A 26,358-nucleotide genomic window follows, 5' to 3' on the forward strand; every position below is an offset into this window, starting at 1 on the left:
ACACGGCGGGAGGCGGCGGACGGTTTGACATATGCCCCGTCCGGCGTAAGCATGGCGCGGACTAATTAGGTATCAAAGGGTATTTTCATGGCGGATATCACGGGAACAGATGGCAATGACAACGGCACAGACGCGCCGGCGCTGATCGGCACGCAAGAAGACGACGTTCTCAACGGGTTCGCAGGCGACGACTTGCTTCAGGGCCTCGGGGGCGACGACTTTCTCAGCCCCGGTGCCGGAGCGGATACGGTGCAGGCCGGGGACGGCGACGATCAAGTTTTTGTCTGGTTCGCGGATGGCCGCGGCTATGATCTCGACGGTGGCGAGGGTTTCGACCGGTTGATCCTGCAACCTGTCGGCCCGGACGAATATCCGCCTACCTTCTATTTCGAAGAGGCGGCTCTCAGCGGCTTCGAACAGATCGACCTGAACGGCAACCGGATCCGTCTGGCTCCGAGCCAGCTTGAGGGGATCACCCGCATCACCGGGTTCGGTCCCGAAGCCGAGCTTCGGATCGCTGGGGAAGGGACCACCGATCTCCGCAACATCATGATCGGCGAGGATGGCAGCGGGACCGGTCGGATCAACATGCTCCGGTTGCCGTCCGGAAGCGAGCCCGGTGTCCGCTATGCGACATGGGATGCCACAGGCGCTGCATCGGCTTGGCATATGTCGCATGGGGAAAACAACAGTTATCGCGTCCACATGATCGGAGGCGCGGGAGACGACACGCTCTCCGCCGCCCAGGGCGACACGGTCGATGGCGGCGCGGGCGATGATCGGATCTTGTCGATTGGCCACAGCAGCTATGTCGCTGACAGGCCCTACAGCGTGATTTCCGGCGGTGACGGGACGGATGTTTTCGTCGGCGCCCGATTCTATTCCTACGATAACGGTCAAAATGGTTTCTGGTACTACTACGACCACTCGCGGACCGTGTTCGATGGTGTCGAGGTTCTCGAAGGCGGCGGAACCTTCACACGCGCGGCCATTAACGATTTCAGCAGTTTCCGTTTCCTCGATACGCTGCGCATCACGACGCCGGGCGAGCTCGATCTGAACGACCGTATCGAAAGTATCGCGCCGCGCTATGCATGGGACGGAGAGCTTTCCTACAAGTTGGTGATCCGCTTTGTGGGCAACGCGGCGATTGGCGCCAACGACTTCGCTCTGACCGATCACTGGGTGCCGATCCGGATCGAGATGGGACGCGGCGCTGACACAATCGAGACGGGCATCGGCCGTGATACGGTCATAAGCGGCGCGGGCAATGATACGATCCGGTCCGGTGACGGGCAGGATCGGATTTATGCCGGAGAAGGTGACGATTTCATCCTGACCTGGACGACAGAAAACGACCGCGCCGACTGGGTCAGAGGCGATTCCGGCGACGATTCCATCGAGACCGGCGCGGGCAACGATCTGGTCAATGGCGGCGTCGGTGACGACACGATTGACGGGGGCACCGGTTTCGACACGCTTGACGGCGGTGCCGGGAACGATGTGTTGACAGGGGGCACATCGCCCGACGACATCGCGGATCTGCTGATCGGCCGTGCGGGCGACGACCTGCTGCGCGGAGGGGCGGGGAACGACCAGCTGATGGGCGGCGACCACAACGACACGCTCGAAGGCGAAGGCGGCTCAGACACGCTGGAAGGCGGCTATGGTGACGATCTGATTGCGGGCGGAGCGCTGTCCGATGTGATCATCGACGGCTTTGGGATGGATTTCATCAATGGCGGGTTCGGTTCTGACCGGATCAACCTGCTGGACGATGGCAGTGCCGATCGCATTTTCCACGCCGGTGTCGCGGGCCATGGTAGCGACTGGATCCGGGGCTTCGCGGAAGAGGACGCGCTGGTCGCCGCCGATGGGCTCGATGCGTCGGATTTTATCGTTCAGCGGGCCAATACTGCCGGCGCTGGGCTTGATGCGGTCGACGAGCTCTTCGTCAGCTACGCGCCGACCGGTCAGATCCTTTGGGCATTGGTGGATGGCGACGCTCTGACCAGCCTGACGCTGCGGATCGACGAAGTGGACTACGATCTGCTGGCATGAGGCGGTGTCTGCTGCGGCGAAAGTGACCATGCGGAACCATGCAAAAGATGCATTTCGCATTTGCAGCATCGTGGGGTGTGCTGCGCCGCAGCAAGGGCTATGTCACCCGGCAAGGGGAGGATACGGAGCAATACCGAAAGGCCAACCCGATGCAAAATCAACCCGAATCCAAAATCGCCGCGCAGGAAGCGCTTGCCGTTCTTGAGCAGGCCTATGCCTATTACCAGCCCGAGCCGGTGCTGGTGCATACTGCCGTGCGCGAGATCGAAGAAGACACCGACGGCTTTGCCTATTACCGCGCGGCCTGAGCCGCTGGACCCGCCGGCGCGGCGGGCTAGTCTACGCGTCATGAGAGCAGATATCCCGAAACGGAGCCGGCAATGATCTTTGCTGTCGGCTTCGTTGCCTTTTTCATCGGTCTGATGATCTACAACGCCCGGCATCGTGGCCGGCGCCAGTGCCGCTGGCGCGCTTATCGGCAGGGCGAGGGCTCCACGCGCTGGACCTGCGTTCATTGCGGCGCCCGGGTCGAGGGCGAGGCGGGAAAACCGCCGACGGTGTGCCTGCGCGACCACAGCTGAGCGGCCCGGAAAATTTTTGCGATTCTCGCGAAATTTCCCCCTTGATCGAATCCGGCTCTGGCCTCATATGCCCGCTCAAGACGCCAACGCACGCGCCTCTGTCGAGGTGGGCAATTCCACACCCACGCGGTTACGTAGCGACGGTAACGTCTCCCTTGGAACTGAGCGGTCTGTGCCGGGAAACCGGAATGGCCGGGTCTGATTGGAGATGACCAATGAACGCATACGTGACCGGGCTCGCTGCCCGTCAATCCACCGTCTTTGCCCCCCAATTCGCCGAAGCTGCCCCCGAGCAGCACCTGTCGCGTGCCGAGGCCTATATCCGCGCGCATGATTTCGCGCGTCCGACCCTGGTGATCGACACCCAGGCGGTGGCCCGTCAATACGCCGCGCTGGCGCAGGGGCTGGGCCGTGCCCGCATCCACTATGCGGTCAAAGCCAACCCGGCACCGGAAATCCTGCGCCTGCTGGCCCGTCTTGGCTCGAACTTCGATGCCGCCTCGCGCACCGAGATCGCCATGTGCCTCGCCGCCGGCGCCACGGCCGACCGCATTTCCTTTGGCAACACCGTCAAGAAAGTGTCCGACATCGCCTGGGCGCATGCGCAGGGCGTGAGCCTTTTTGCCGCCGATGCCGAGGAAGAGCTGGAAAAGCTGGCCGAGCACGCGCCGGGCGCCCGCGTCTATATCCGCGTGATCGTTGAGAACTGCGAAGCCGACTGGCCGCTGACCCGCAAGTTCGGTTGCGCTCGCGACAAGGCGCTGGAACTGATTGCGATGTCGAAGGCGCTGGGGCTCGACCCGGTGGGTCTGTCCTTCCATGTCGGCTCGCAGACCCGCAGCGCGCAGATGTGGGCGCCGGTTCTGGATCAGGTCGCGGCCATCTGGCGCGCCGCTGGCGAGGCCGGTCATGAGCTGTCGCTACTCAACATCGGCGGCGGTTTCCCGGCCTTCTATGGCGAGGCGATCGAGGCGCCGATGAACTATGCCGCCGACGTGATGGGGCTGGTGCATGAGCGCTTTGGCGACGTCGCCGAGATCATGGCGGAGCCGGGCCGGGGCCTGGTCGCCGAGGCCGGCGCGATTGCCGCCGAAGTGCTTCTGGTGTCGAAAAAATCCGACAACGACCTGCACCGCTGGGTCTATCTCGACATCGGCAAGTTCTCGGGCCTTGCCGAAACCATGGAAGAGGCGATCCGCTACCAGTTCCTGACCGACCGCGACGGCGACGATCTCGGCGCCTGCATCCTTGCCGGCCCGTCCTGCGACAGCGCCGATGTGCTTTACGAAAAGCGCCCGGTCGAGCTGCCGCTGGGTCTGAAAGCCGGCGACCGCATCATCATCCGCTGCTGCGGCGCCTATACCTCGACCTACGCTTCGGTCGGTTTCAACGGCTTCCCGCCGCTGGATGTCGTGGCGATCTGAGGTCTAACGCATTCCTCACGGACCAAAGGCCGGCCCCCATCGGGGTCGGCCTTTTTTCGTCTTTGAACATCAATCCCCGCACCCTTGGCACGGAATCAAGCCGAAGGCGCCGGGCCCAGCGGCGGCCCGTTCGGGCGGGCTGCCGCTTTGGTGGCGCAAGCGCATAGCTGAGAGGTCCTTCGGATCTGGCGGCGATAAACTAAGGGATTCCACGCGTGCTGCGTCAGCCCACGGGCCGCAGCTGGGCCCGGCTTTCGTTGCGCCTATGCGACCGTTGGCAAGTCGTAGGGGGCGCAATCTCTACATCGTGCCACCGAGCCACAGCCCAACCGCATGGACATCCCCGGCAATTCCGGTAACCGTAGCGCCGTCGCCGGGCGCAGATCCGGCAGGGGATACCAGGGATAAGACAGGGAGTTCCGCAATGTCCGTGAAAACGCTTCTCGCCGCCGCGAGCCTGGTGGCGATGGCCGCCACCGCGCAGGCCGAGGTCAAGGTCGGTCTGATCACCACGCTTTCGGGCGGCGGCGCGAGCCTCGGGATCGACACGCGCGACGGGTTCCTGCTGGCGATGGACGCGGCGGGGCGCGACGATGTGGAGGTGATCGTCGAGGACGACCAGCGCAAGCCGGACGTTGCCGTGCAGATCGCCGACAAGATGATCCAGTCCGACAAGGTCGACATCCTGACCGGCATCGTCTGGTCGAACCTCGCCATGGCCGTGGTGCCCGCCGCCACCGCGCAGGGCAAATTCTACCTCTCGACCAATGCCGCCCCCGCGCAACTCGCCGGCAAGGGCTGCAACCCGAATTACTTCTCGGTCTCCTATCAGAACGACAACCTGCACGAGGCCGCCGGCGCCTATGCCAAATCCGAAGGCTACACCAAGCCCTTCATCATGGCGCCCAACTATCCCGCCGGCCATGACAGCCTGAACGGGTTCAAGCGCTTCTACGGCGGCGAGCTGGCGGGCGAGGTCTTTACCCAGCTCGGCCAGACCGATTACGCCGCCGAGCTGGCGCAGATCCGGGCCAGCGGTGCCGACAGCATCTTTTTCTTCCTGCCCGGCGGCATGGGGATCTCCTTCCTCAAGCAATATGCCGACAGCGGCATCGAGCTGCCGGTGATGGGCCCGGCCTTCTCCTTCGATCAGGCGATCCTTCAGGCGGTGGGCGACGCGGCACTCGGCGTCAAGAACGGCTCCAACTGGTCCAAGGATCTCGACGTGCCGGCCAACGCCACCTTCGTCAGCGCGTTCGAGGAGAAATACGGCCGGCTGCCCTCGCTCTACGCCGCCTATGGCTATGACACCGCGAACCTGATGCTCTCGGCGCTGGACGAGGCCGAGCCCTCGGATGCCGATGGCTTCCGCGCGGCGCTGAAGGCCGCCGATTTCGACAGCGTGCGCGGCAAGTTCTCCTTCGATACCAACAATCACCCGGTCCAGGACATCTATATCCGCGAGGTGATCAAGGAGGGCGACATCTACACCAACAAGATCGTCGCCACCGCGATCGAGGACCGGTCGAGCGCCTATGTCGCCGATTGTGCGATGCAGTAAACCCGGCAGGGGCCGCCTCCGCGGCCCCGCCCGAGACGAGCGCCTGCAATGTCCCCGATCCTGCTTGCTGAACAGGTCCTGAACGGCCTGCAATCCGGTGTCATGCTGTTTCTCATGGCCGCCGGGCTGACGCTGATTTTCGGCGTCATGGGGCTGATCAACCTCGCGCACGGTTCACTTTACATGGTGGGGGCCTTTGCCGCCGCCACGGTCGCGGGGCTCACTGGCTCCTTCCTGCTGGCGCTGGTCGCGGCGCTGGCTGCCGCCGCAGCCGCAGGCGCGCTGGTCGAGCTGCTGGTGATCCGCAGGCTGTATGCCAAGGACCATCTCGACCAGGTGCTGGCCACTTTCGCGCTGATCCTGATCTTTTCCGAAGGCACGCGCTGGCTTTTCGGCTCCTTCCCGCTCTATCTCGACATCCCCGAGGCGCTCTCGGGCACCGTGACCCTGCCCGGTGGCATCGCCTATCCCGCCTATCGGCTGGCGCTGATCGGGGTGGGGATCGCCGTGGCGCTGGGGCTCTGGTGGCTGAACGCCCGCACCCGGCTCGGCATCCGTATCCGCGCCGGCGAGAACGACCGCGAGATGATCGCGGCGCTGGGGGTGGATATCGGCAAGCTCTACACGCTGGTCTTTGCGCTCGGCGCGGCGCTGGCAGGGCTGGCGGGCGCGCTGGTGGGGGCGGTCCAGTCGGTGCAGGTCGGCATGGGCGAGCCGGTGCTGATCCTCGCCTTCGTGGTGATCGTGATCGGCGGCATCGGCTCGATCAAGGGCGCGCTGATCGGCGCGCTGCTGGTGGGGCTCACCGATACGCTGGGCGGCGTGCTGCTGCCCGAGCTCTTCAAGCTCTTCACCGATCCGGCCAGCGCCGCCGCCAGCGGTTCGGCCTTTGCCTCCATGGCGATCTATATCCTGATGGCGGCGGTGCTGATCTGGCGGCCCACCGGATTGTTCGGGGCGCGGGCATGAGCCGGGAGGGCTGGCTCAACGCCGCGCTGCTCTTGGCGCTGGTGGTCGTGCCGGGCTGGGCGCTCTGGGCGGACGAGCCCTTTACCATCACGCTGGCCACCCGCGCGGTGATCTTTGCGCTGGCGGCGGTGGGGCTGAACATCGCGCTGGGGATGGGCGGGCTGGTGAGCCTTGGCCATGCGGTGTTTTTCGGCATCGGCGGCTATGCGATGGGGATCCTTGCGAGCCATGCGCAGACCTATACCGCGCTGATGGAGTGGCCCTTTGTGATCGAGGGCACAAAATCCATGCCGGTGATCTGGCTTGTCGCGGTGGCGGCCTCTTCCTGCGCTGCGCTTGTCATCGGGTTGTTGAGTCTGCGCACCTCAGGGGTCTATTTCATCATGATCACGCTGGCCTTTGGTCAGATGATGTATTTCTTTGCGATCTCCTGGCCCGCCTATGGCGGCGAGGATGGGCTGTCGATCTATGTGCGCAACGGCTTTCCCGGTCTGAACACGCTGGTTCCGATCCAGTTCTACGGGATCTGCCTCGCCTGGCTCTGCATCGCGCTCTTGTTTTACGCCCGGTTGATGCGTTCGCCCTTCGGGCTGGCGCTGAACGCGGCGCGGCAGGTGCCGGCGCGGGTGCGGGCGGTGGGGCTCGACCCGAGGCGGCTGCAACTGGTGGCGCTGGTGATCTCGGGCGGGATCACCGGGCTTGCCGGGGCGCTCTTTGCCGATCTCAACCGCTTTGTGAGCCCCTCCATGCTGAGCTGGCAGATGTCCGGCGAGATCATGGTGTTCGTCATCATCGGCGGCGTGGCGCGGCTCTTCGGCCCGGTGGCGGGGGCGGGGTTTTACGTGCTGCTGGAGCATCTTCTGGGTGGGGTCAGCGAGTTCTGGCAGATCTTCCTCGGGCTTTTCCTGCTGGCCGTGGTGCTCTTCGGCAAGGGCGGTCTGGTGGGGATGATCGCGGGGAGGCGGCGCGATGGCTGAGCCGGTTCTGGCCACCCATGGGCTAAGCAAGTCCTTCGGTGCGCTTCAGGCGAGCGACGGGATTTCCATCGACCTGCGCCCGGGCGAGATCCACGCCATCATCGGCCCGAACGGCGCGGGGAAATCCACGCTGATCGCGCAGATCTGCGGCGCGCTGGTCCCCGATGCCGGGCGGGTCGAGTTCCTCGGGCGCGACGTGACACGCGCGAGCACCGAGGCGCGGGCGGCGCGCGGGCTGGCGCGGACCTTCCAGACCTCGGCGCTGGCGATGGAGGATACGGTTCTGCAAAACGCGCTGCTCGGCGCGCTGGGGGCCAGCGGGCGGCCATGGCGGTTCCTTGCGCGGGCGGATCGGGATGCGAGCCTGCGCACCCGTGCCGAGGCGGCGCTGGAGGCGGTGGGGCTCGCCGATCTGGCGGAGCTGCGCACCGCCGAGCTGAGCCATGGCCAGCGCCGGCAGCTTGAGGTGGCGGTCGCGTTGACGCTGGAGCCCAAGGCCTTTGTCATGGACGAGCCGATGGCGGGGCTGGGGCAGGAGGGGTCCAAACGTCTGACCGGCTTTCTCGACGGGCTGCGGGCGCAGGCGCCGATCCTGCTGGTGGAGCACGACATGGACGCGGTCTTTGCGCTGGCCGACCGGATCAGCGTGCTGGTCTATGGAAAGGTAATTGCCACCGGCAGCGTCGAGGAGATCCGCCGCGATCCTCAGGTGCGCGACGCTTATCTGGGAGAAGAGGCATGAGCCTCCTGTCGCTGCACCGGGTCACCGCGTCCTACGGCGCGAGTCAGGCGCTTTTCGGCGTCGATCTGGAGATCGCGCCGGGGCAGGCGGTGGCGATGATGGGCCGCAACGGCATGGGCAAGACCACCACCGTGCACTGCATCTGCCGGATGCTGCCGGCGCAGGGGACGCTGGTCTTTGACGGCCACGACCTGAGCCGCCTGCCGAGCCATCGCGCCGCGCGGCTGGGCATCGGGCTGGTGCCCGAGGGGCGGCGCTGTTTCCGCGACCTGACGGTGAGCGAAAACCTCATCGCCGCCGCGCGCACCGGCCATTGGGATGCGGCACGGGTGGAGGCGCTGTTTCCGCGTCTGGGCGAGCGGCGGCGCCAGCGCGCCGCCTCGCTCTCGGGGGGCGAGCAGCAGATGCTGGCCATCGGGCGGGCGCTGATGACCAATCCGCGCCTGCTGATCCTCGACGAGGCGACCGAGGGGCTGGCGCCCACCGTGCGGCAGGAGATCTGGGCCGCCATCGCGGCGCTCAAGGCCGAGAGCGGCATGGCGATGCTGGTGATCGACAAATCGCTGAAGGAGCTGCGCGGCGCCTGCGACCGGGCGGTGATCCTCGAACGCGGGCGCAGTGTCTGGAGCGGCGCCATGGCGGATCTCAGCGCCGAGATCGGCGAGACCTATCTCGGGTTGTAGGCCGCCGTCGCCGTAAAGCGATTCGCCCGGTGTCAAAGGTGCAGACGGATACAAATTCGGGGCTTTTGCGTCTTTGTCGCCGCTTTCGCGCCGGGGCCACTTTGGCCGGCGGTTGGCCCACAAAGCTAACGCTTTGTCTTCTAAGTGTTCTTTCCCGCACAGGCGGTCACCTTATGTGTTTCCAACTTGGAAACGCATAGTTTTCGGCAAGTTTTTGCCGCATTTCCTCTAAAGTCGCGCCACCGCAGTCCGACCGGCGGACAGGTGCGTGCCTGCGCGCTCTGTTCCCGGCGTAACAGGAGCCGCCATGCCTCCCTTCGATCCGAGCGCCGCCCTTGGCGACATGGAAGATATCACCGGTGCGTTCGAGATCGAGGTGGTCGCCCGCTTCGACGACATCCTCGCGGGCTACTGGCAGCGGGTGATCGACTTTGGCAGCGGGCCCGGCACCGACAATATCCTTCTGGCGCAGGTCGAGAATACCTCGGATATGGTCTTTGCGATCTATCAGGACGGAGAAAGCCACCGGGTGACTGCGTCGGACGTCATTGTCGAGGGCGAGGTGGCGACCTGGAATATCGGGGTGGAGCCGGACGGGCTGATGTGGATCGCCAAGAACGGCGAGCGGCTGGCAGAGGCGCCGGGCGTGGTGCCCGCCGATACCGGTCGCCTCAACGAGCTTCTGGGCGAGTCGAACTGGGCCGACGATGCGCCGCTCGAAGGCGCGGTGCTGGGTATCGACGTGACCAACGAGGGCGAGACGGCGGATGACGGTTTCCTGAACGCGCCCGAGAATGTCGCTGGCGCGTTCAGGGTGGATGCGGCGGTGCGGTTTGACGACGTGGAGGGCCGCGCCTGGCAGGGCGTGTTCGACTTCGCCGACAGCGCCGGCACCAGCAGTATCGCGCTGACCCAGGACGGTGCCAGCAACGACATGACCTTTGTGATCGTGCAGGACGGCGAGACCCACAGCATCACCGCCGAGGACGCGATCACCGAGGGCGAGATGGCGCATTGGGCGGTGGGTGTAGATCCCGACGGCACGATGTGGATGGAGAGGGATGGCGAGCGGCTTGCCGAGGGGCAGGGGGTGGTTCCCGCCGATGTCGCGCGCGACGATCTGAGCGTGGGCGATGCCACCGAAGCCGGCGGTGCGGCCATCGACGGGGTGGTGCTGGATCTGACCGTGACGCAGGACGGCACGCCGATGCCGCCGGAGGAGCCCGAAGAGCCCGTCGATCCGGAAGAGCCGGTTGACCCGGAAGGGCCGGTGGATCCGGTGCCGCCCGAAGAGCCCACGGTTTCCGATCCGCCCACCGAGCCGGGCGAGCCAGTCGCGGAGGACGAGATCCCTCAGATCGACGGGGCGTTCCGGATCGACGTCACCGTGCGCTTCGACGACCTTCAGGGCGCCTATTGGCAGCGGGTGGTGGATTTCGGCGACGGCCCCAACAGCAACAACATCATCCTCGGTCAGATCGAGAACACCGGCGACATGATGCTGGAGATCTGGGCCGAGGGCGAGGCGCATCGCGTGGTGGCAGAGGGTGCCATCGTGCAAGGCGAGACCGCCGAATGGAGCGCCGGGGTCGATCCGGACGGGCTGATGTGGATCGAGAAGGACGGCGCGCGGCTGGCGGAGGCCGAAGGCGTGGTGCCAGAGGATGTCGACCGCGAAAACCTGCTGGTCGGGGAATCGAACTGGCCGGAGGACGACGCGCTGGTGGGCGAGATCTCGGGCATCGAGGTCACCGCGCTCAGCGAGCCCTCCGATCCGGGAGCGGGCGATCCGACCGACCCGACCGACCCCGTCGATCCGGTGGACCCGACAGATCCCACCGACCCAACGGATCCGACCGACCCGACGGATCCGGGCGATCCGACACCTCCCGTGACCGGCGCCGGCGACATGATCTTTGTGGCGCATCAGGATGACGACCTGCTGTTCATGAACCCCACAATCAGCGATCTCATCGACGGCGACGCCCCGGTGACGACGGTTTACCTGACCGCTGGCGATGCCGGCATGGGCGAGGAATACTGGAGCGAGCGCGAGGCCGGCGAAAAGGACGCCTATGGCGAGATGGCGGGCGCCAATGACTGGGTCGATGAGACGGTCTCGATCTCGGTCGGCGGCGTCGATCATGAGATCGCCAGTTCCTATCTGGCCAGCGATCCCGATGTTCGGCTTTATTTCCTGCGCCTGCCCGACGGCTTTCAGGGCACCGGCTCCGAGACCTATGACGGTGAAAGCCTGGAGAAGCTCTGGGACGGGCGCATCGATACGATGACCGCCGTCGACGGCAGCGCCACCTATAGCAGCGAAGAGCTGACCGGCGTGCTCACCCAGCTCATGGAGCGGCACACACCCGATCAGATCCACATTCAGGACCATACCAGCGAACACACGGATCTTGAGCATTCCGACCATGTGCACGCCTCGGAATTCTCTGCCCAGGCGGCGGCGGAGTACAGCGGCGAACTGACGGTGACCAGCTACTACGGCTATGCCACCTGGGGCTTCGAGGAGAATGTCGAGGGCGCCGAGCACGAGGAGATGCGCGACATCTTCCTGCAATATGCCGCGCATGACACGCAGGTCTGGGCGAGCGAGGGCATGCTGATCGATTCCTACGAGGAATGGCTGCAACGGGAATATGTGCTCGACCAGTACACTCATGACGGCACGGCGCTGGCCGCTCTGACAACCATGCCGCTGGAAGAGGCGGACGCTGCAAAGCAGATGCTCGACGAGGAAGAAGCGGACGTCGAGACAATTGTGGTCTGACCTGCGCCCCTTGCGGCGGTCGGACGGATCGGCTTCAGTCGGGCTCTCGAAAGGAGTGCCCGAGATGAGCCAAGCGCCCGCCGATGCCGATGCCCGCCGCGCGATTGCCCCGGTGATCTGCTACCCGCCGCAAACCCTGCCGCAGCCGGACATAGCGCTCTATGCTGCGGCGCTCGACCGGGCGGAGACAGTCTCTGTGGCGGTTGCCGCTCCGCGCGAGGCCTGCCATTTCCGCGTGAAGGCGGGCCAGTTCTTTCGCATCGTCAGCGTCGAGGGGCCGCAGGTCGGGGATCTCAACCTCTGGCAGGACGGCGATCTCTCCGAGCGGTTCTATTCCGGTAAGACCCGTGCGCTGCACGGCACCCATGTGAGCACCGGGCAGCGGCTGTGGTCTGCCTTCCCGCATCTGCGCCCGATGGCCACCATCGTCGAGGATACGCTCGACTGGTACGGGATCGACGCCTATGGCGGCGCGGTGCATGACGTGATCGGCACCCGTTGCGATCCCTATACTGGCAATCTGCTATCGGGCACGCAATACCACCATTGCTGCCATTCCAATCTGATCCGGGCGCTCTCCGATGCCACCGGCATGACGCCGCAAGAGGCCGAGCCACATGTGCATGATGTGCTGAATGTCTTCATGTGCACCGGCTTTACCCGCGATACCGGCCAGTATTTCATGAAGGCGAGCCCAGTGCGCCCGGGCGATCATCTGACGTTTTTCGCCGAGATCGACCTGCTGGGCGCGCTCAGCGCCTGTCCCGGCGGCGATTGTTCTTCGGAACACAGCTCCGATACCGCGCAATGCTATCCGCTGCGGGTGGAAATCCTTCAGCCGAAAGCGGGGGCGCTGGCCGGCTGGCAGTCTCCGGCGCGCAATGGCTATGACGGCAGCCATGGACGATAGGCGCGGCGTGCGCGCCTATCGGTAAGATCCTGTGCCGCTATTCGGCGGGGGCGAAGGCGGCTTCGAGTGCGATCTGCACCATGTCGCCGAAAGAGCTTTCCCGGTCCTCTGAAGAGAGCGACTTGTGGGACAGCAAATGATCGGATACGGTCAACACAGCGAGTGCCCGCGCGCCATGCCGCGCGGCAAGATTGTAGAGTTCCGCTGTTTCCATCTCAACGCCGAGTATGCCGTGCCGTGTCATGATCTCATTGAGGTCTGGGCGTTCATCGTAGAATACGTCTGCGGAATAGATTCCGCCGACATGGTATTTTGTTTTTAGTGTTCTGGCTGATGAAACGGCTGCCGCCAGCAATTCGTAATTCGCACACGGAGAGAAGTTCAGTTCTCTGAATATTCCGGAAGATGGGGTAGAGAGCGACGAGGCCGTCATTGCCACAATGACGTCGCGCAATTCCACGCTCTCCTGCATGGCGCCGCAAGAGCCGATGCGGATCAACGTATTTACGCCATAATCGCGTATAAGCTCATTCGCATATATGGATAGGCTGGGCATTCCCATTCCCGAGCCATGGATGGTGACCCTGTGGCCCTGCCATGTGCCGGTGAAGCCAAGCATGCCGCGAACCCGGTTCACGCAAACCGGATCCTTCAGGAAGGTTTGCGCGGCCCATTCCGCCCGTAGCGGATCGCCGGGCAGAAGTACCGTTTCGGCAATCTGCCCGGGCTCCGCACCGATATGAATCGTCATTACAGGGCCAGGTCTTCCAGCGATTTACCCGAGTCGAGCGCGCTGACCACCCAGTTGGGTTTGCGGCCACGTCCCGTCCATGTCTGCGAAGGATCGGAGGGGTTGGCGTATTTCGGCGCGCCTTTGGAGCCCTTGGTGCCACCTGCCGAAAGGATCTCGTCGAGCGAGAAACCGAATTCCTTTGCGGCTTGTTCGGCGGCGCGTTTGGCTTCGGCGCGGCGCCGTGTGTCGATGGTCTTCAGGGCTTTCTCGACATCGTTCTTTAGCTGTTTCAGTTCGTCTTTCGAAAGGGCTTCGAGGTCGATATTCATGCTCGTCTCCGTTTTTTGTAGTGGGAGCTTCTTTTACAAGTGCAGGTTAATAACAAGACCACGTTTTGTGTCATGTCACATTTTCTTTAACGAAATGCGAAAAGCCGCTCACCTTTTGGGCGAACGGCTTTATTCATATTCTATTTTTATGCTGTGTCTGCGGTTATTCTGCGGCGACGGCCTCCGCATCGACCAGGGTCACGATATCCCTCATGATGGTGTTCAGCGCAAAGTCTTTCGGGGTGTAGACCTTGGCCACGCCCATCGCTTTCAGCCGCTTTGCATCCTCGTCCGGAATGATGCCGCCGACCACCACGGGAATATGCGAGAGCCCCTCTTCGCGCATCCGCTCCATCAGATCCTCGACGAGCGGGATATGGCTGCCCGAAAGGATCGAAAGCCCGACCACATGGGCGCCGGTCTTGGCGGCCTCGACGATTTGCTCCGGTGTCAGGCGGATGCCCTCATAGTCGATTTCCATGCCGCAATCGCGGGCGCGGAAAGCGATCTGTTCGGCGCCATTGGAATGGCCGTCGAGTCCCGGCTTGCCGACCAGAAAGCGCAGGCGCCGGCCGAGACGATCGCTGACCGCGTCCACCGCCTCGCGGATATCCTCCAGCCCCTCGGTCTTGTTGCTGACCGCTTTCGAAACGCCGGTGGGGCCGCGATATTCTCCGTGCACCGCGCGCATTTGCGAGGCCCATTCGCCGGTGGTCACCCCGGCTTTCGCCGCCGCGATAGAGGCGGGCATCACATTGCGCCCGTCTTTCGCCGCGGTACGCAGCGCCTCCAGCGCGGCTTTCACCGCCGCCTCGTCGCGCTCGGCGCGCCAGGCGTTCAGCCGGTCGATCTGCTCCTGCTCCACCGCCGGATCGACCACCATGATGCCGCCGTCTTCACCCATCAGCGGAGAAGGCTCGCCCTCGGTCCATTTGTTGACGCCGACGACGATGGTCTCCTCGCGTTCGATGCGGTTCAGCCGCTCGGCATTGGCATCGACCAGGCGGCTTTTCATATAGTCGATGGCGCCGATGGCCCCGCCCATGGAGTCGATATTGGCCAGCTCCGCCCGGGCGCCGTCTTTCAGCGCCTCGACCTTGCCGTCGACCACCGGGTTGCCGTCGAAGAGATCGCCATATTCCAGCAAGTCGGTCTCATAGGCCAGGATCTGCTGCATCCGCATCGACCATTGCTGGTCCCAGGGGCGGGGCAGGCCGAGCGCCTCGTTCCAGGCGGGAAGCTGCACCGCGCGGGCGCGGGCCTTTTTCGAGAGTGTCACCGCCAGCATCTCGATCAGGATGCGGTAGACGTTGTTTTCCGGCTGCTGTTCGGTGAGGCCCAGCGAGTTCACCTGCACGCCATAGCGGAAGCGGCGGAATTTCGGATCCTCCACGCCATAGCGCTCCATCAGGATCTCGTCCCAGAGATCGACGAAGGCGCGCATCTTGCACATCTCGGTGACAAAACGGATGCCGGCATTCACAAAGAACGAGATCCGCCCGCAGAGTGCCGGGAAATCCTCGTCGGCGACGCGGGGTTTCAGCTCGTCCAGCACCGCGATGCCGGTGGCCAGCGCAAAGGCCAGCTCCTGCTCGGGCGTCGCGCCGGCCTCTTGCAGGTGATAGGAACACACGTTCATCGGGTTCCATTTCGGCACATTGGTATAGCAATACTCTGCCACGTCGCCGATCATCTTCAGCGATGGTTTCGGCGGGCAGATATAGGTGCCGCGCGACAGGTATTCCTTGATCAGGTCATTCTGCACCGTGCCTTGCAGCTTCGCGACATCCGCGCCCTGCTCCTCGGCCACCGCGATATAGAGCGCCAGCAGCCAGGGGGCGGTGGCGTTGATCGTCATCGAGGTGTTCATCTGTTCCAGCGGGATCTCGTCAAAGAGCGTCCGCATATCGCCCAGATGGCAGACCGGCACGCCGACCTTGCCCACTTCGCCACGCGCGAGGATGTGGTCGCTGTCATAGCCCGTCTGTGTCGGCAGGTCGAAGGCCACCGAAAGCCCGGTCTGCCCGCGCGCCAGGTTGCTGCGATAGAGCGCGTTCGAGGCTTTCGCGGTCGAATGCCCGGCATAGGTGCGGATCAGCCAGGGGCGGTCTTTTTGAACGTCCGTCATGTCGGTCTCCATCGGCAATCAGAATCAAATGGGTAAGCTTGTTGCGTTCGGGGTTGGATATGCGAAATATTATGTCTCGTCAATTCGCCGCGCTGCGGCGTTGCCGGGGCCGTTGCGTCACAGAGCGGCGCGCCGCCGCCGGTGCCGGGCCGGAGCTGCGATAAATCTAGCTGGATTGCGCGGCATCTGCCTATTCTGAACAGAATTCCGATCGGATCCGGCCCGGTCTGCGCCTCGGCAACCGGCATGGTGCCCGTGGTTTCTGCATCTGCTCGGTCATAAAATTACAAAATGCACCTTAGTCGTTGTTGCATTGTTGCGCGGCGATCTTTATCCAATCTTGTCGAAGCCCAGCGATTCTGCGCTGCGGCGCGAGGCATTCGCATAACAGGACCAGCACTGGTCACATCAGGAAGGAGGCCCCGATGGCTTTGGACACGCAAACCGGGATCGCGCCTTACGAGGCGCCGGAGAAAGACCTCTACGAGATCGGCGAAATGCCGCCCCTCGGCTATGTACCCAAGAAGATGTACGCTTGGGCGATCCGCCGCGAGCGTCACGGCGAGCCGGACAAGAGTTTCCAGAAGGAAGTTGTCGACACCTGGCAGATCGACAGCCACGAGGTTCTCGTGCTCGTGATGGCGGCGGGCGTGAACTATAACGGCGTCTGGGCCGGTCTGGGCGTGCCGATCTCGCCCTTCGACGTGCACAAGCAGGAATATCACATCGCCGGCTCCGATGCCTCGGGCATCGTCTGGGCGGTGGGCGACAAGGTGAAGACCTGGAAGGTCGGCGACGAGGTCGTGATCCACTGCAACCAGGACGACGGTGACGACGAGGAGTGCAACGGCGGCGACCCGATGTTCTCGCCCACCCAGCGGATCTGGGGCTACGAGACCGGCGACGGCTCGTTCGCGCAGTTCGCCCGCGTGCAGGCCCAGCAGCTCATGCCGCGCCCCAAGCACCTGACCTGGGAAGAGAGCGCCTGCTACACGCTGACCCTGGCCACCGCCTACCGGATGCTCTTCGGGCACCACCCGCATGAGCTCAAGCCCGGGCAGAACGTGCTGGTCTGGGGGGCTTCGGGCGGGCTCGGCTCCTATGCGATCCAGCTCATCAACACCGCCGGCGCCAACGCGATCGGGGTGATCTCGGAAGAGGACAAGCGCGATTTCGTGCTGGGGCTGGGCGCCAAGGGCGTGATCAACCGGAAGGACTTCAAGTGCTGGGGGCAGCTGCCCACGGTCAACACGCCGGAATACAATGAGTGGATGAAAGAGGCCCGCAAGTTCGGCAAGGCGATCTGGGACATCACCGGCAAGGGCGTGAATGTCGACATGGTCTTCGAGCACCCGGGGGAGGCGACCTTCCCGGTCTCCACGCTGGTCTGCAAGAAGGGCGGCATGGTGGTGATCTGCGCCGGCACCACCGGGTTCAACTGCACCTTCGACGTGCGCTACATGTGGATGCACCAGAAGCGTCTTCAGGGCTCGCATTTTGCGCATCTCAAGCAGGCTGCCAGCGCCAACCGGCTGATGGTCGAGCGGCGGCTCGATCCCTGCATGTCCGAGGTGTTCGAGTGGGATCAGATCCCCGATGCGCACATGAAGATGCTTCGGAACCAGCACAAGCCCGGCAACATGTCGGTGCTGGTGCAGTCGCCCAAAACCGGGCTGCGCACCTTCGAAGAGGCACTGGCCGCGCGCGGCTGATCCGCCTGCCACGAAACGGCCATGATTGAGCCCGCGAATCGGCCCTCCGGTTCGCGGGCTTTTGTGTCAAAAACGGGGCAGCCTAAGTGTGATCAATGACTTCCATATTTTTGCCTCACTATTTCTGGGGAGTTGGAATTCGTGAATGTTGGCGCCTCTTGGGCACGTCTAAAGTGGATTTACTGATTGTTAATAATCCGCAGGAAGGCTTATGATGCGACATGATTGGATCATCGACGTATTGACCGACCTGAAGACGTTTGCGCGCGCCAACTCCATGGACGCGCTGGCCGAGCAGTTGGATGAAGCTCAGCTCGTCGCACAGATCGAGATCGCGTCGAGCGCCGAAGGGAATGAACTTGGGCTTTGCGGCGGAAATGCCCGAAACAGGCGGGCTTCTGGAACGGCTTGAAGAGGCGCAGCGGCTGGACGATCTCCAGACCGCAATCGAAGACCTGAGAGACCGCTACAGAGTTGATCACCTTGTATATCACTGGGTCAGCGCGAACGGAACGCAATACGGCTGCGGCACTTACGATCCGGTCTGGGTGCAGCGCTATCTCGAAAAGGGGTATCTGCGCATCGACCCGGTGGTCGTCGGCTGTTACCAGCACTTCCACCCGGTGGACTGGAAGCGCCTCGACTGGTCGTCGAAAGCGGCCCGCGCGTTCCAGAAGGATGCCATCGCGCATGGCGTAGGGAATCAGGGCTACTCGATTCCCATCCGGGGTCCGAACGGCCAATTTGCCGTCTTCAGCGTCAGTCACAACTGTGATGACGAAGATTGGGAAGAATTCACTGAGACCAATCGTCGCGACCTTATTTTGGTCGCACACTACTTCAATCAGAAGGCTCTGGAGCTCGAACCAGGCCGCACGCCCGAGCCCGCGCAGCCCCTGAGTCCGCGCGAAGTGGAGGCGATGACGCTGCTTGCGGTCGGCTATAGTCGTGCGCAAGTGGCTGAAACTCTTAATATTTCTGAACATACGCTGCGCGTGTACATCGAAAGCGCCCGCTACAAGCTGGGCGCGATGAACACGACGCATGCGGTTGCACGCGCCTTGTCGCGAGGTCTCATCGTCGTCTGAACGCTGCCACGAAATCGGGCATTTTTGTGGCAGGAAAATGTTTCAGGCGTGACCGAATTGCGGCTAAATTTTGCAACCTTAGCGAAAGTCGAGCAGCTTTCACTCCATCGGACCAAAAAGGAGTGAAGCTATGATCCGTTTTATCTACGCAGACCAACTGAATGCCTTCCCGCTGCTCAAGCGCACCATGTTCCTGGATCGCGCCGATCAGTTCAAAACCCGGCTCGGCTGGGACGTGCAGGTCGACGCCAATGGCGAGGAGCGCGACGAGTACGATGCGCTCAACCCGCTCTATGTCATCTGGGAACGTCCCGATGGCTGTCACGGCGGCTCCATGCGGCTGCTGCCCACCGTCGGGCGCTGCATGGTGAACGAGCATTTCCTGCATCTCACCGACGGCGTGCGCATCCAGAGCCCGCTGATCTGGGAATGCACCCGCTTCTGCCTCGCGCGCGAGACCGATCCCGGCACCGCCGCCGCGCTGATGCTTGCCGGTGGCGAGGTCATGCAGGGCTTTGGCGTCGAGCATTACGTCGGGGTCTTCGATGCCCGCATGGTGCGCATCTACAAGCGCATCGGTTCCTCGCCCGAGGTGCTCGGCAGCGAGGGTGAGGGCCGCGAGCGCATCAGTGTGGGCCTGTGGGAGTTCAACCCCGAAGCCCAGGCCCGGGTCGCGCAGAGCGCCGGCATTCCGCCGATGCAGTCGCGCGCCTGGTTCGATGCCTCCTTCGGGGCCATGCCGCAAAAGGTCTCTGCTGCGGCGGCATAACGTCAGATGTGGCGGGGGCGCTGCCCCCGCCCATATCGCTCGGGCAGGGGCATTGCGCGCTGGCGTCCCCCTGCCCGGAGCATTAGGGTCCGCCGCATGGATCTGCCCGCCCTCACATTTTCCGAAGATCAGGCCGAAGCCTGGGACCGCGTCTCGGCGATGTTGCGCGATGCGGGTGTCGATCTCGACGAGGGGCTCTGCCTGCCCGCCAAGGAGGGCAAGGGGCAGGTCATGGCGCTGATGGGCAAGGCCGGCTCGGGCAAGACGCTGCTGCTGTCGGAGCTGTGCAAGGCGCTCGACGCCGCCGGCGCCGAGATCGTCACAGGCGATTACGAAAGCCGCAAGCGCAAGGAAAAGCGCAATTTCGCGGTGCTGGCGCCGACCAACAAGGCCGCGAGCGTGCTGCGGCTGCGCGGCGTGCCGGCGACGACGATCCACCGCATCCTCTATACCCCGGTCTATGACCCGGAATATGAGCGCATCGCCGAATGGCTGATGGGCAATGACGAAAAGCCCGAGATCGAGGCGCTGACCGAAGAGGCGCTCGACCGCGCCTTCGCCGCTTATCAGGCGCACAAATCCGTGCCCGCCGCGCTTGCCGCCGCCGGGTTGCGCGGCAGCGATTTCATCACCGGCTGGAAGCGCCGCGAAGAGCCGCTCGATATCGGGTTCGTCGACGAGGCCTCGATGCTCGACGACCGCCAGTTCGAGGATTTGCAGGAGATCTTTCCCAATCTCGTGCTGTTCGGCGATCCGGCGCAGCTCGCTCCGGTGAACCAGTCCGGCAAGATGGTGTTCGACGGTGTGAAGGACAGCCAGAAGCTCGAACTGCACCGCATCCACCGGCAGGAGGCCGACAACCCGATCCTCGATCTGGCGCATGCGCTGGCCGATCCCGCGCTGGAGTTCCAGGATTTCGAGCGCATGGTCGAGGACAAGGCCCGGCAGGACGACCGCGTCGTCTGGGGCCAGCGGGTCGAGGTGGATCTCATGGCGCGCTCTCCGGTGCTGGTCTGGCGCAACGCCACGCGCATCCGGCTGATCAACGCCTTTCGAGCCGTGCATGACGCCCCCGAGACCGAGCTGCTGCCCGGCGAGCCGCTCATCTGCGACGGTATCGAGCTGCCGCTGAAACATCGCAAGAAACGGCTGGATCTGGAGGCGCGCGGCCTGATCAAGGGCGCGCAGGTGATCTATCTCGGCCCGGGCCGCAAGCCGGGCTTTTCGCGGCTGCATGTGATGGGCGCACCCGATCCGCAGGTCTCCGCCGCCTCCATCGTGAAAATCGAGAAGCCCGACGAGGAAGAGCCCTTCATCCCCTTCGCCGCCCGCATGGGCGCGACCTTTCTGCATGGCGCGGCGGTGACAATCCACAAGGCGCAGGGCTCGCAATGGGAGGCGGTGCAGGTCTTTGCGCCGGATCTGTTTGTCGCGGCGCGGATGGGGCGGATGGAGGCCGGCCAGCCGCTCTGGAAACGGCTCGCCTATGTGGCGATCACCCGGGCGTCGGAGCGTCTGCACTGGGTGGTGCGCAACCGCCTGGCGCGCCCGACCGGGCCGCTGCGCATTGACGATCTCAAGGCGCCGGCGGCACCGCTGGAACTGGAACAGGAAGAGCCTGGACTGATATGAGCGACTACAACGAACCGCCGAGCGCCTTTGCGCTGCATCTGGGCTATGATCTGGTCGAGTGGCGCGAGGGCTATGCGCGCTATGAGATGCCGATCATCGAGGCCATCGCCAATCGTCAGGGGCTGCCGCATGGCGGGGTGCATGCGACGCTGCTCGACTCGGCCATGGGGCTCTCGGGCTGCTGGACGGGCGATCCGGACCGGCGCGTCATGGCGCTGACCCTGTCGCTGAACGTGCAGTATATCGGCCGGCCTGCGGGCACGCGGCTGATCTGCGAGGGGCGCAAGACCGGCGGCGGGCGCAGTACCTTCTTTGCCGAGGGGGTGCTGACCGACGATACCGGCCTGCTGCTCGCCAAGGGCACGGGAGTGTTTCGGTATCGTTGAGGGTGTGGTGGGCTGGAAAACCGCCCTACAGCACGACGATGCCGCTATGCTTGGCCTTGTGCTCGGGCTCCACATGGATGGTCACGCGGCTGCCCTCGAAGGCGCCATGCAGCGCCGCCTCGATCCGGTCGCAGATCTCATGCGCGGCATCCACGCTCATCTCGCCCGGCACCACCAGGTGAAACTCGACAAAAAGCGCGCGGCCCGCGCGACGTGAGCGCAGGTCATGCGCCTCGACCGCGCCCTCGGCATTGGCCGAAATCAGTGCGCGCATCTGCTCGATCTCGTCTTCCGGCGCGGCCTCGTCCATCAGCCCGCCGACCGAGCCGCGCACCACCTGCCAGCCCGACCAGAGGATATTGAGCGCCACCAGCGCCGCGAGCGCCGGGTCGAGCCACCACCAGCCGGTCAGCACCGCCAGCACCACCCCGGCGGTCACGCCCACGGACGAGACCACATCGGTCATCAGGTGCCGCCCGTCTGCGGCGAGCGCCGGCGAGCGCAGCTCGCGCCCGGCACGCAGCAGCACCCAGCACCAGATCCCGTTCAGCACGCTGGCGGTCAGGTTGATGCCAAGCCCCAGCCACGGCTCGGAGATCACACGAGGGTTTTCCCAGGCGTTCCAGGCCTCGCGCAGAATCAGGATGGCGGCGACGACGATCAGCACGCCTTCGAGCACCGCGCTGAAATACTCCGCCTTGTGATGCCCGTAGGGATGATCGGCATCGGCGGGCTGGGCCGCGATGCGCAGCGCAATCAGCGCGGCAAGCGCGGTGGCGACATTGACGATGCTTTCCAGCGCGTCCGAGAGCAGCGCGACAGAGCCCGTCAGCCACCAGGCCAGCGTCTTGATCGCGAGAACCGCGAGCCCCACGGCAACGCTGCCATAGGCGATGTTCATGGCTCGGCTCATGCGCCTCTCTCCGCGTTTGCGGGCCTGATAGCGAAGCCGCCGGGCCGGCGCAACCGATGCGGTTGCCGGCAGGAGCAGGCCCGCCACTGAGGGCGGGCCCGGCATAGATCACTTCTTCAGCGAGTCCCGGATCTCGATCAGGATATCGAGTTCCGAGGGGCCGGTCGGCACCTCGGGGGCGACATCGTCGGGCTTTTCCGCCGCCGCCTTGATCCGGTTCACGGTCTTGACCAGCATGAAGACGACAAAGGCGATGATCACGAAATTGATGATCGCCATGATGAAGCTGCCAATGGCAAAGACCGGCGCACCGGCCTCTTTCGCGGCGTCGAGCGAGGCGTATTCGCCGCCGTCCAGCGCATAGAACCAGCCCGAAAAGTCGATGCCGCCGGTGAAAAGCGCGATGAGCGGGTTGATGATGTCGCCGACCAGCGAAGTGACGATGGCGGTAAAGGCCGCGCCCACGATAATGCCGACAGCCATGTCCATGACATTGCCCTTGGCGATAAAGTCTCTGAATTCCTGGATCATTCCAACTGTCCCACTACTATGAAATCGCGAGCGCCGTTTGCGCTTGCCCCGACCTTGTGCAAGGTATCACGAAACTCCCATGACACAGCAGGCCGTTCAGCCGAAAGGGAAATGTGCGGCCGTCTCCTCCTCCTCCGATATGACATGGACCCGCAATGACCGATTTGTCCGCATTTCCGATCACCAAACGCTGGCCGGCGGCGCATCCCGACCGCATCCAGCTCTATTCCTTCCCCACCCCCAACGGCGTGAAGGTCTCGACCGCGCTGGAAGAGATGGGGCTCGACTACGAGCCGCATAAGGTGAGCCTCGCCGATGTCGACGTGAAAAGCCCCGAATTCACCTCGCTCAATCCCAATGGCAAGATCCCCGCGATCATCGACCCGAACGGGCCGGGCGGGGCGCCGATCGGGCTCTTCGAGAGCGGCGCGATTCTGGTCTATCTGGCCGAGAAGACCGGCAATTTCATCGGCGAGTCGGCGCGCGAGCGCTATGAGATCCTGCAATGGGTGATGTTCCAGATGGGCGGGCCGGGGCCGATGTTCGGCCAGCTCGGCTTCTTCTGGAAATTCGCCGGCGCCAAGGTCGAGGATCCGCTCCCGCGCGAACGCTATGTCGGCGAGGCGCGGCGTCTGCTCGGCGTGATCGAAACCGCGCTCGAGGGGCGCAACTGGATCGCGGGGCCCTATTCCATCGCCGATATGGCGCTGGGCCCCTGGCTCAACGCCTTCGATTTCTACGATGCCAAGGAGGCGGTCGGCTGGGAGGAGCACCCGCGCTGCGTCGCCTATCTCGACCGCTTCCTCGCCCGACCGGCGGTGCAGGCGGCGCTGAATATCCCGCCGCGCGACTGAGCGGCGCTGCAATGCCCGCCGGGGGCAGGACGCCTCCGGCGGGAGTATTTTGCGAAAGATGAAGGCCGGGCGCACCTGCTACTTTCATCTTTCCGGCAAATACTCGGGGGAGCGCGCCCCGGCGCGCGAGGGGCAACGCCCCCGATGGCCCAGCCTCAGCCGGGCAGGGTGCCGGTCAACACGTAGCGGAAGATCTCCACCACCTCCTCGGGTTCGCGCGCCACGGCGAGGGCGGCGGCATCGACCTCCTTCAGCGCGTGATCGTGCTCCGGCGGTTGCAGGATGATCAGCGACTTCCCCAGCGCGGCGGCATAGCCCGCGTCGAAGGCGGCGTTCCACTGCTTGTATTTGTCGCCGAAGCGCACCACCACCACATCGGCATCGGCGATGCCCTTGCGGGTGCGGATGGCGTTCATCTGCGCGCCTTTGCGGTCGTGCCAGAACTTGTTCTCCTCGGCGCCGAGGATCGCGACGCCGCAATCGTCGCTGGCGGCGTGATCGGTCACCGGGGCGGAAAAGGTCAGATCGAGCCCTTGCGCGCCTTCGATGATCCGGTCGCGCCAGTCGGTGTGGATTTCTCCGGACAGATAGACATTGAGCCCCATGGGCGGCCTCCCTCGTTGCGTTTCCCATGAGGTATGCGAGCCGGTCGCGGAAACAAGGCATCGCGTTGGGCATCGCGCCGGGAAGACTCCCCTTGCGAGACCGGAGCGGCTAGACTTCCCGTCATTGATTTCAGCGAAGGAGATTTTCCGATGGCCAAATTGCCCGTGATGAGCGCGGCGGAGCTGATCCGCGATGCCTATGCCAACGATCTCGGCGACCGCGTCCATACCGCCATAGATATTCGCGGCGTGCAGGCGTTCTACCTCAAGGACGGCACGCTGGTGATCCCCGGCACCAACGAGCTGTCGGACTGGTTCGATTTCAACCTGCAATTCGGCGGCAGGCCGATGGACGGGCACGGGTTCGAGGTGGTGCCGGGCGACAGCGGCGCGCTCTGGCATGGCGGGTTTCTGGAACACGCGCAGATCGTCTATACCTTCGCCAAGGGGCTGCGGCCGAAATTCATCGTCGGCCACAGCCTGGGCGCGGCTTCGGCGCAGATCGTCGGGGCCTCGCTGTCGACACCCACCATCGCCTTTGCCTCGCCGAAAACCTGCAAATCGCGCGGGCGCATGGCGGGGGAGGGCTGGGTGGTGAATATCTGCCGCATCGACGATACGGTCTGCCACGCGCCGCCGGCTTTCCTGGGCTTCCGAAATGTCGGCAGCCTCTACTGGCTGACCCCGGACGAGGCGAACCCGGGCGAGGATCACAAGATCGGCAACTACATGGAGCTGCTGAAGCTCAAACGCGTGCAGGAACGGGTGCCCACCGCCTGGCCGGCCTGAGCAAAGGCGGTTTCACGCTGATTTGCGCGGTCCTGCCCCTTTCGCGTACGCAAAAGCGGTCCTATAAGGGCCCCGGCTTGGGCTCGGGGAGAGTCGCGGGCCCATCCTAGTATTCGGGGCAGGACGCAGCATGTTTGGACTGGACAGACTCATGGGCGCCTTTTCGGCGGACATGGCCATCGACCTTGGGACGGCGAACACGCTGGTCTATGTCAAGGGACGGGGGGTGATCCTGTCTGAACCGTCGGTCGTCGCCTATCACGTCAAGGACGGCGTCAAGAAGGTGCTGGCCGTGGGCGAGGACGCCAAGCTGATGCTGGGCCGGACGCCGGGCAGCATCGAGGCCATCCGGCCGATGCGCGAGGGGGTGATCGCCGATTTCGACACCGCCGAGGAGATGATCAAGCACTTCATCCGCAAGGTGCACAAGCGCTCGACCTTCTCGAAACCCAAGATCATCGTCTGTGTCCCGCACGGCGCCACGCCGGTGGAGAAACGCGCGATCCGCCAGTCGGTTCTGAGCGCCGGGGCCCGCAAGGCAGGCCTTATCGCCGAGCCCATCGCAGCCGCCATCGGCGCCGGCATGCCGATCACCGATCCCACCGGCAACATGGTCGTGGATATCGGCGGCGGCACCACCGAGGTGGCCGTGCTGTCGCTGGGCGATATCGTCTATGCCCGCTCGATCCGCGTCGGCGGCGACCGCATGGACGAACATATCGTAAACTATCTGCGCCGCCAGCAGAACCTGCTGGTGGGCGAATCCACCGCCGAGCGCATCAAGACCTCCATCGGCACCGCGCGCATGCCCGATGACGGGCGCGGCAGCTCGATGCAGATCCGCGGTCGCGACCTGCTGAACGGCGTGCCCAAGGAAACCGAGATCAGCCAGGCGCAGGTCGCCGAGGCGCTCTCCGAACCGGTGCAGCAGATCTGCGAGGCGGTGATGACCGCGCTCGAAGCCACGCCGCCGGATCTCGCCGCCGACATCGTCGACCGGGGCGTGATGCTTACCGGGGGCGGTGCGCTGCTGGGCGATCTCGATCTGGCGCTGCGCGAGCAGACCGGGCTGGCGGTTTCCATCGCCGACGAGAGCCTCAACTGCGTGGCGCTCGGCACCGGCAAGGCGCTGGAATACGAAAAGCAGCTGCGCCACGCCATCGACTACGATTCGTGATCGGCATTTTGTGACG

General features: G+C 64.3%; 26 protein-coding genes. 20 read left to right on the forward strand and 6 right to left on the reverse strand.

Going from position 1 to position 26,358, the window contains the following annotated elements:
* Positions 1–87: 87 nt before the first annotated feature.
* The 11 genes from Ga0080574_RS15980 (at position 88) to Ga0080574_RS16030 (ending at position 12,696) form a co-directional block, all read left to right on the forward strand.
* Positions 88–2,061 carry a calcium-binding protein gene (locus Ga0080574_RS15980; protein WP_076701820.1) on the forward strand — a complete coding sequence of 658 codons (1,974 nt, stop codon included), beginning with the start codon at positions 88–90 and terminating at the stop codon, positions 2,059–2,061.
* A gap of 38 nt (positions 2,062–2,099) precedes the next feature.
* Positions 2,100–2,369 (forward strand): hypothetical protein, encoded by a 270-nt coding sequence (locus tag Ga0080574_RS15985; RefSeq protein ID WP_156876380.1) that lies wholly within the window; start codon positions 2,100–2,102, stop codon positions 2,367–2,369.
* 72 nt (positions 2,370–2,441) lie between these two features.
* Positions 2,442–2,642, forward strand: a complete 201-nt coding sequence (locus Ga0080574_RS15990) for a hypothetical protein (protein WP_076701827.1) — start codon at positions 2,442–2,444, stop codon at positions 2,640–2,642.
* Between the two features lie 215 nt (positions 2,643–2,857).
* Positions 2,858–4,066 (forward strand): type III PLP-dependent enzyme, encoded by a 1,209-nt coding sequence (locus tag Ga0080574_RS15995; protein ID WP_076701832.1) that lies wholly within the window; start codon positions 2,858–2,860, stop codon positions 4,064–4,066.
* A 424-nt stretch (positions 4,067–4,490) separates the two neighbouring features.
* Complete coding sequence (locus tag Ga0080574_RS16000; protein WP_076701835.1) at positions 4,491–5,627, forward strand: ABC transporter substrate-binding protein; 1,137 nt, start codon at positions 4,491–4,493, stop codon at positions 5,625–5,627.
* Positions 5,628–5,675: 48 nt separating this feature from the next.
* Complete coding sequence (locus Ga0080574_RS16005) at positions 5,676–6,596, forward strand: branched-chain amino acid ABC transporter permease (protein ID WP_076701839.1); 921 nt, start codon at positions 5,676–5,678, stop codon at positions 6,594–6,596.
* Positions 6,593–7,573 carry a branched-chain amino acid ABC transporter permease gene (locus Ga0080574_RS16010; RefSeq protein WP_076701843.1) on the forward strand — a complete coding sequence of 327 codons (981 nt, stop codon included), beginning with the start codon at positions 6,593–6,595 and terminating at the stop codon, positions 7,571–7,573. Before Ga0080574_RS16005 ends, Ga0080574_RS16010 begins: the two co-directional genes overlap by 4 nt.
* Entirely contained in the window at positions 7,566–8,315 is a 750-nt protein-coding gene (locus Ga0080574_RS16015; protein WP_076701846.1) for an ABC transporter ATP-binding protein, read from the forward strand. The genes Ga0080574_RS16010 and Ga0080574_RS16015 overlap by 8 nt, the downstream gene beginning before the upstream one ends.
* Positions 8,312–8,998, forward strand: coding sequence for an ABC transporter ATP-binding protein (locus Ga0080574_RS16020; RefSeq protein ID WP_076701851.1), 687 nt, complete (start codon positions 8,312–8,314; stop codon positions 8,996–8,998). The genes Ga0080574_RS16015 and Ga0080574_RS16020 overlap by 4 nt, the downstream gene beginning before the upstream one ends.
* A 307-nt stretch (positions 8,999–9,305) precedes the next feature.
* Positions 9,306–11,786, forward strand: coding sequence for a PIG-L family deacetylase (locus Ga0080574_RS16025; protein ID WP_076701854.1), 2,481 nt, complete (start codon positions 9,306–9,308; stop codon positions 11,784–11,786).
* Between the two features lie 64 nt (positions 11,787–11,850).
* Complete coding sequence (locus tag Ga0080574_RS16030) at positions 11,851–12,696, forward strand: urea carboxylase-associated family protein (protein WP_076701859.1); 846 nt, start codon at positions 11,851–11,853, stop codon at positions 12,694–12,696.
* A 37-nt stretch (positions 12,697–12,733) separates the two neighbouring features.
* On the opposite strand, the gene deoD is transcribed toward Ga0080574_RS16030, so the two are convergent.
* From deoD to Ga0080574_RS16045, 3 genes are all read right to left on the reverse strand, one after another.
* Positions 12,734–13,447 carry a purine-nucleoside phosphorylase gene (gene deoD, locus Ga0080574_RS16035; RefSeq protein ID WP_076701862.1) on the reverse strand — a complete coding sequence of 238 codons (714 nt, stop codon included), beginning with the start codon at positions 13,445–13,447 and terminating at the stop codon, positions 12,734–12,736.
* A complete protein-coding gene (locus Ga0080574_RS16040) occupies positions 13,447–13,758 on the reverse strand; it encodes an H-NS histone family protein (protein ID WP_076701867.1) in 312 nt (103 codons plus the stop codon). Before Ga0080574_RS16040 ends, deoD begins: the two co-directional genes overlap by 1 nt.
* A gap of 163 nt (positions 13,759–13,921) precedes the next feature.
* Positions 13,922–15,886 (reverse strand): ethylmalonyl-CoA mutase, encoded by a 1,965-nt coding sequence (locus tag Ga0080574_RS16045; RefSeq protein ID WP_076706019.1) that lies wholly within the window; start codon positions 15,884–15,886, stop codon positions 13,922–13,924.
* Positions 15,887–16,311: 425 nt separating this feature from the next.
* Here Ga0080574_RS16045 and ccrA point away from each other — a divergent pair, with 425 nt between their 5' ends.
* From ccrA to Ga0080574_RS16075, 6 genes are all read left to right on the forward strand, one after another.
* Positions 16,312–17,598: a crotonyl-CoA carboxylase/reductase gene (gene ccrA / locus Ga0080574_RS16050; protein ID WP_076701870.1), complete on the forward strand. Its 1,287-nt coding sequence runs from the start codon at positions 16,312–16,314 to the stop codon at positions 17,596–17,598.
* Positions 17,599–17,809: 211 nt separating this feature from the next.
* Positions 17,810–18,010, forward strand: coding sequence for a hypothetical protein (locus Ga0080574_RS16055; RefSeq protein ID WP_236016710.1), 201 nt, complete (start codon positions 17,810–17,812; stop codon positions 18,008–18,010).
* On the forward strand, positions 17,952–18,686 hold the full coding sequence (locus Ga0080574_RS16060; protein ID WP_198039734.1) for a helix-turn-helix transcriptional regulator: 735 nt from the start codon (positions 17,952–17,954) through the stop codon (positions 18,684–18,686). Before Ga0080574_RS16055 ends, Ga0080574_RS16060 begins: the two co-directional genes overlap by 59 nt.
* A gap of 130 nt (positions 18,687–18,816) precedes the next feature.
* A complete protein-coding gene (locus Ga0080574_RS16065) occupies positions 18,817–19,455 on the forward strand; it encodes an acyl-homoserine-lactone synthase (protein ID WP_076701878.1) in 639 nt (212 codons plus the stop codon).
* A 96-nt stretch (positions 19,456–19,551) separates the two neighbouring features.
* Positions 19,552–21,087, forward strand: a complete 1,536-nt coding sequence (locus tag Ga0080574_RS16070; RefSeq protein ID WP_076701882.1) for an ATP-dependent DNA helicase — start codon at positions 19,552–19,554, stop codon at positions 21,085–21,087.
* Complete coding sequence (locus Ga0080574_RS16075) at positions 21,084–21,473, forward strand: PaaI family thioesterase (protein WP_076701886.1); 390 nt, start codon at positions 21,084–21,086, stop codon at positions 21,471–21,473. The genes Ga0080574_RS16070 and Ga0080574_RS16075 overlap by 4 nt, the downstream gene beginning before the upstream one ends.
* Before the next feature lie 25 nt (positions 21,474–21,498).
* Here the strand turns inward: Ga0080574_RS16075 and Ga0080574_RS16080 are convergent, their stop codons facing one another.
* Together Ga0080574_RS16080 and mscL are read right to left on the reverse strand one after the other, a co-directional pair.
* Positions 21,499–22,386, reverse strand: a complete 888-nt coding sequence (locus tag Ga0080574_RS16080; RefSeq protein WP_076706021.1) for a cation diffusion facilitator family transporter — start codon at positions 22,384–22,386, stop codon at positions 21,499–21,501.
* Positions 22,387–22,494: 108 nt separating this feature from the next.
* A complete protein-coding gene (mscL, locus tag Ga0080574_RS16085; protein WP_076701889.1) occupies positions 22,495–22,917 on the reverse strand; it encodes a large conductance mechanosensitive channel protein MscL in 423 nt (140 codons plus the stop codon).
* Positions 22,918–23,072: 155 nt separating this feature from the next.
* On the opposite strand from mscL, the gene Ga0080574_RS16090 reads away from it, so the two are divergent.
* Positions 23,073–23,771 carry a glutathione S-transferase family protein gene (locus Ga0080574_RS16090; protein ID WP_076701893.1) on the forward strand — a complete coding sequence of 233 codons (699 nt, stop codon included), beginning with the start codon at positions 23,073–23,075 and terminating at the stop codon, positions 23,769–23,771.
* Between the two features lie 155 nt (positions 23,772–23,926).
* Here Ga0080574_RS16090 and Ga0080574_RS16095 read toward each other — a convergent pair whose 3' ends face one another.
* Positions 23,927–24,376, reverse strand: a complete 450-nt coding sequence (locus Ga0080574_RS16095; RefSeq protein ID WP_076701896.1) for a YtoQ family protein — start codon at positions 24,374–24,376, stop codon at positions 23,927–23,929.
* Between the two features lie 150 nt (positions 24,377–24,526).
* Here Ga0080574_RS16095 and Ga0080574_RS16100 point away from each other — a divergent pair, with 150 nt between their 5' ends.
* Complete coding sequence (locus tag Ga0080574_RS16100) at positions 24,527–25,165, forward strand: alpha/beta hydrolase family protein (RefSeq protein ID WP_076701899.1); 639 nt, start codon at positions 24,527–24,529, stop codon at positions 25,163–25,165.
* A 130-nt stretch (positions 25,166–25,295) separates the two neighbouring features.
* The gene (locus Ga0080574_RS16105) at positions 25,296–26,342 is read left to right on the forward strand and encodes a rod shape-determining protein (RefSeq protein ID WP_076701903.1); all 1,047 of its coding nucleotides are present in this window, start codon (positions 25,296–25,298) and stop codon (positions 26,340–26,342) included.
* The last annotated feature ends 16 nt before the right edge of the window (positions 26,343–26,358 follow it).

The organism is Salipiger abyssi, assembly GCF_001975705.1.
Taxonomy (GTDB): domain Bacteria; phylum Pseudomonadota; class Alphaproteobacteria; order Rhodobacterales; family Rhodobacteraceae; genus Salipiger; species Salipiger abyssi.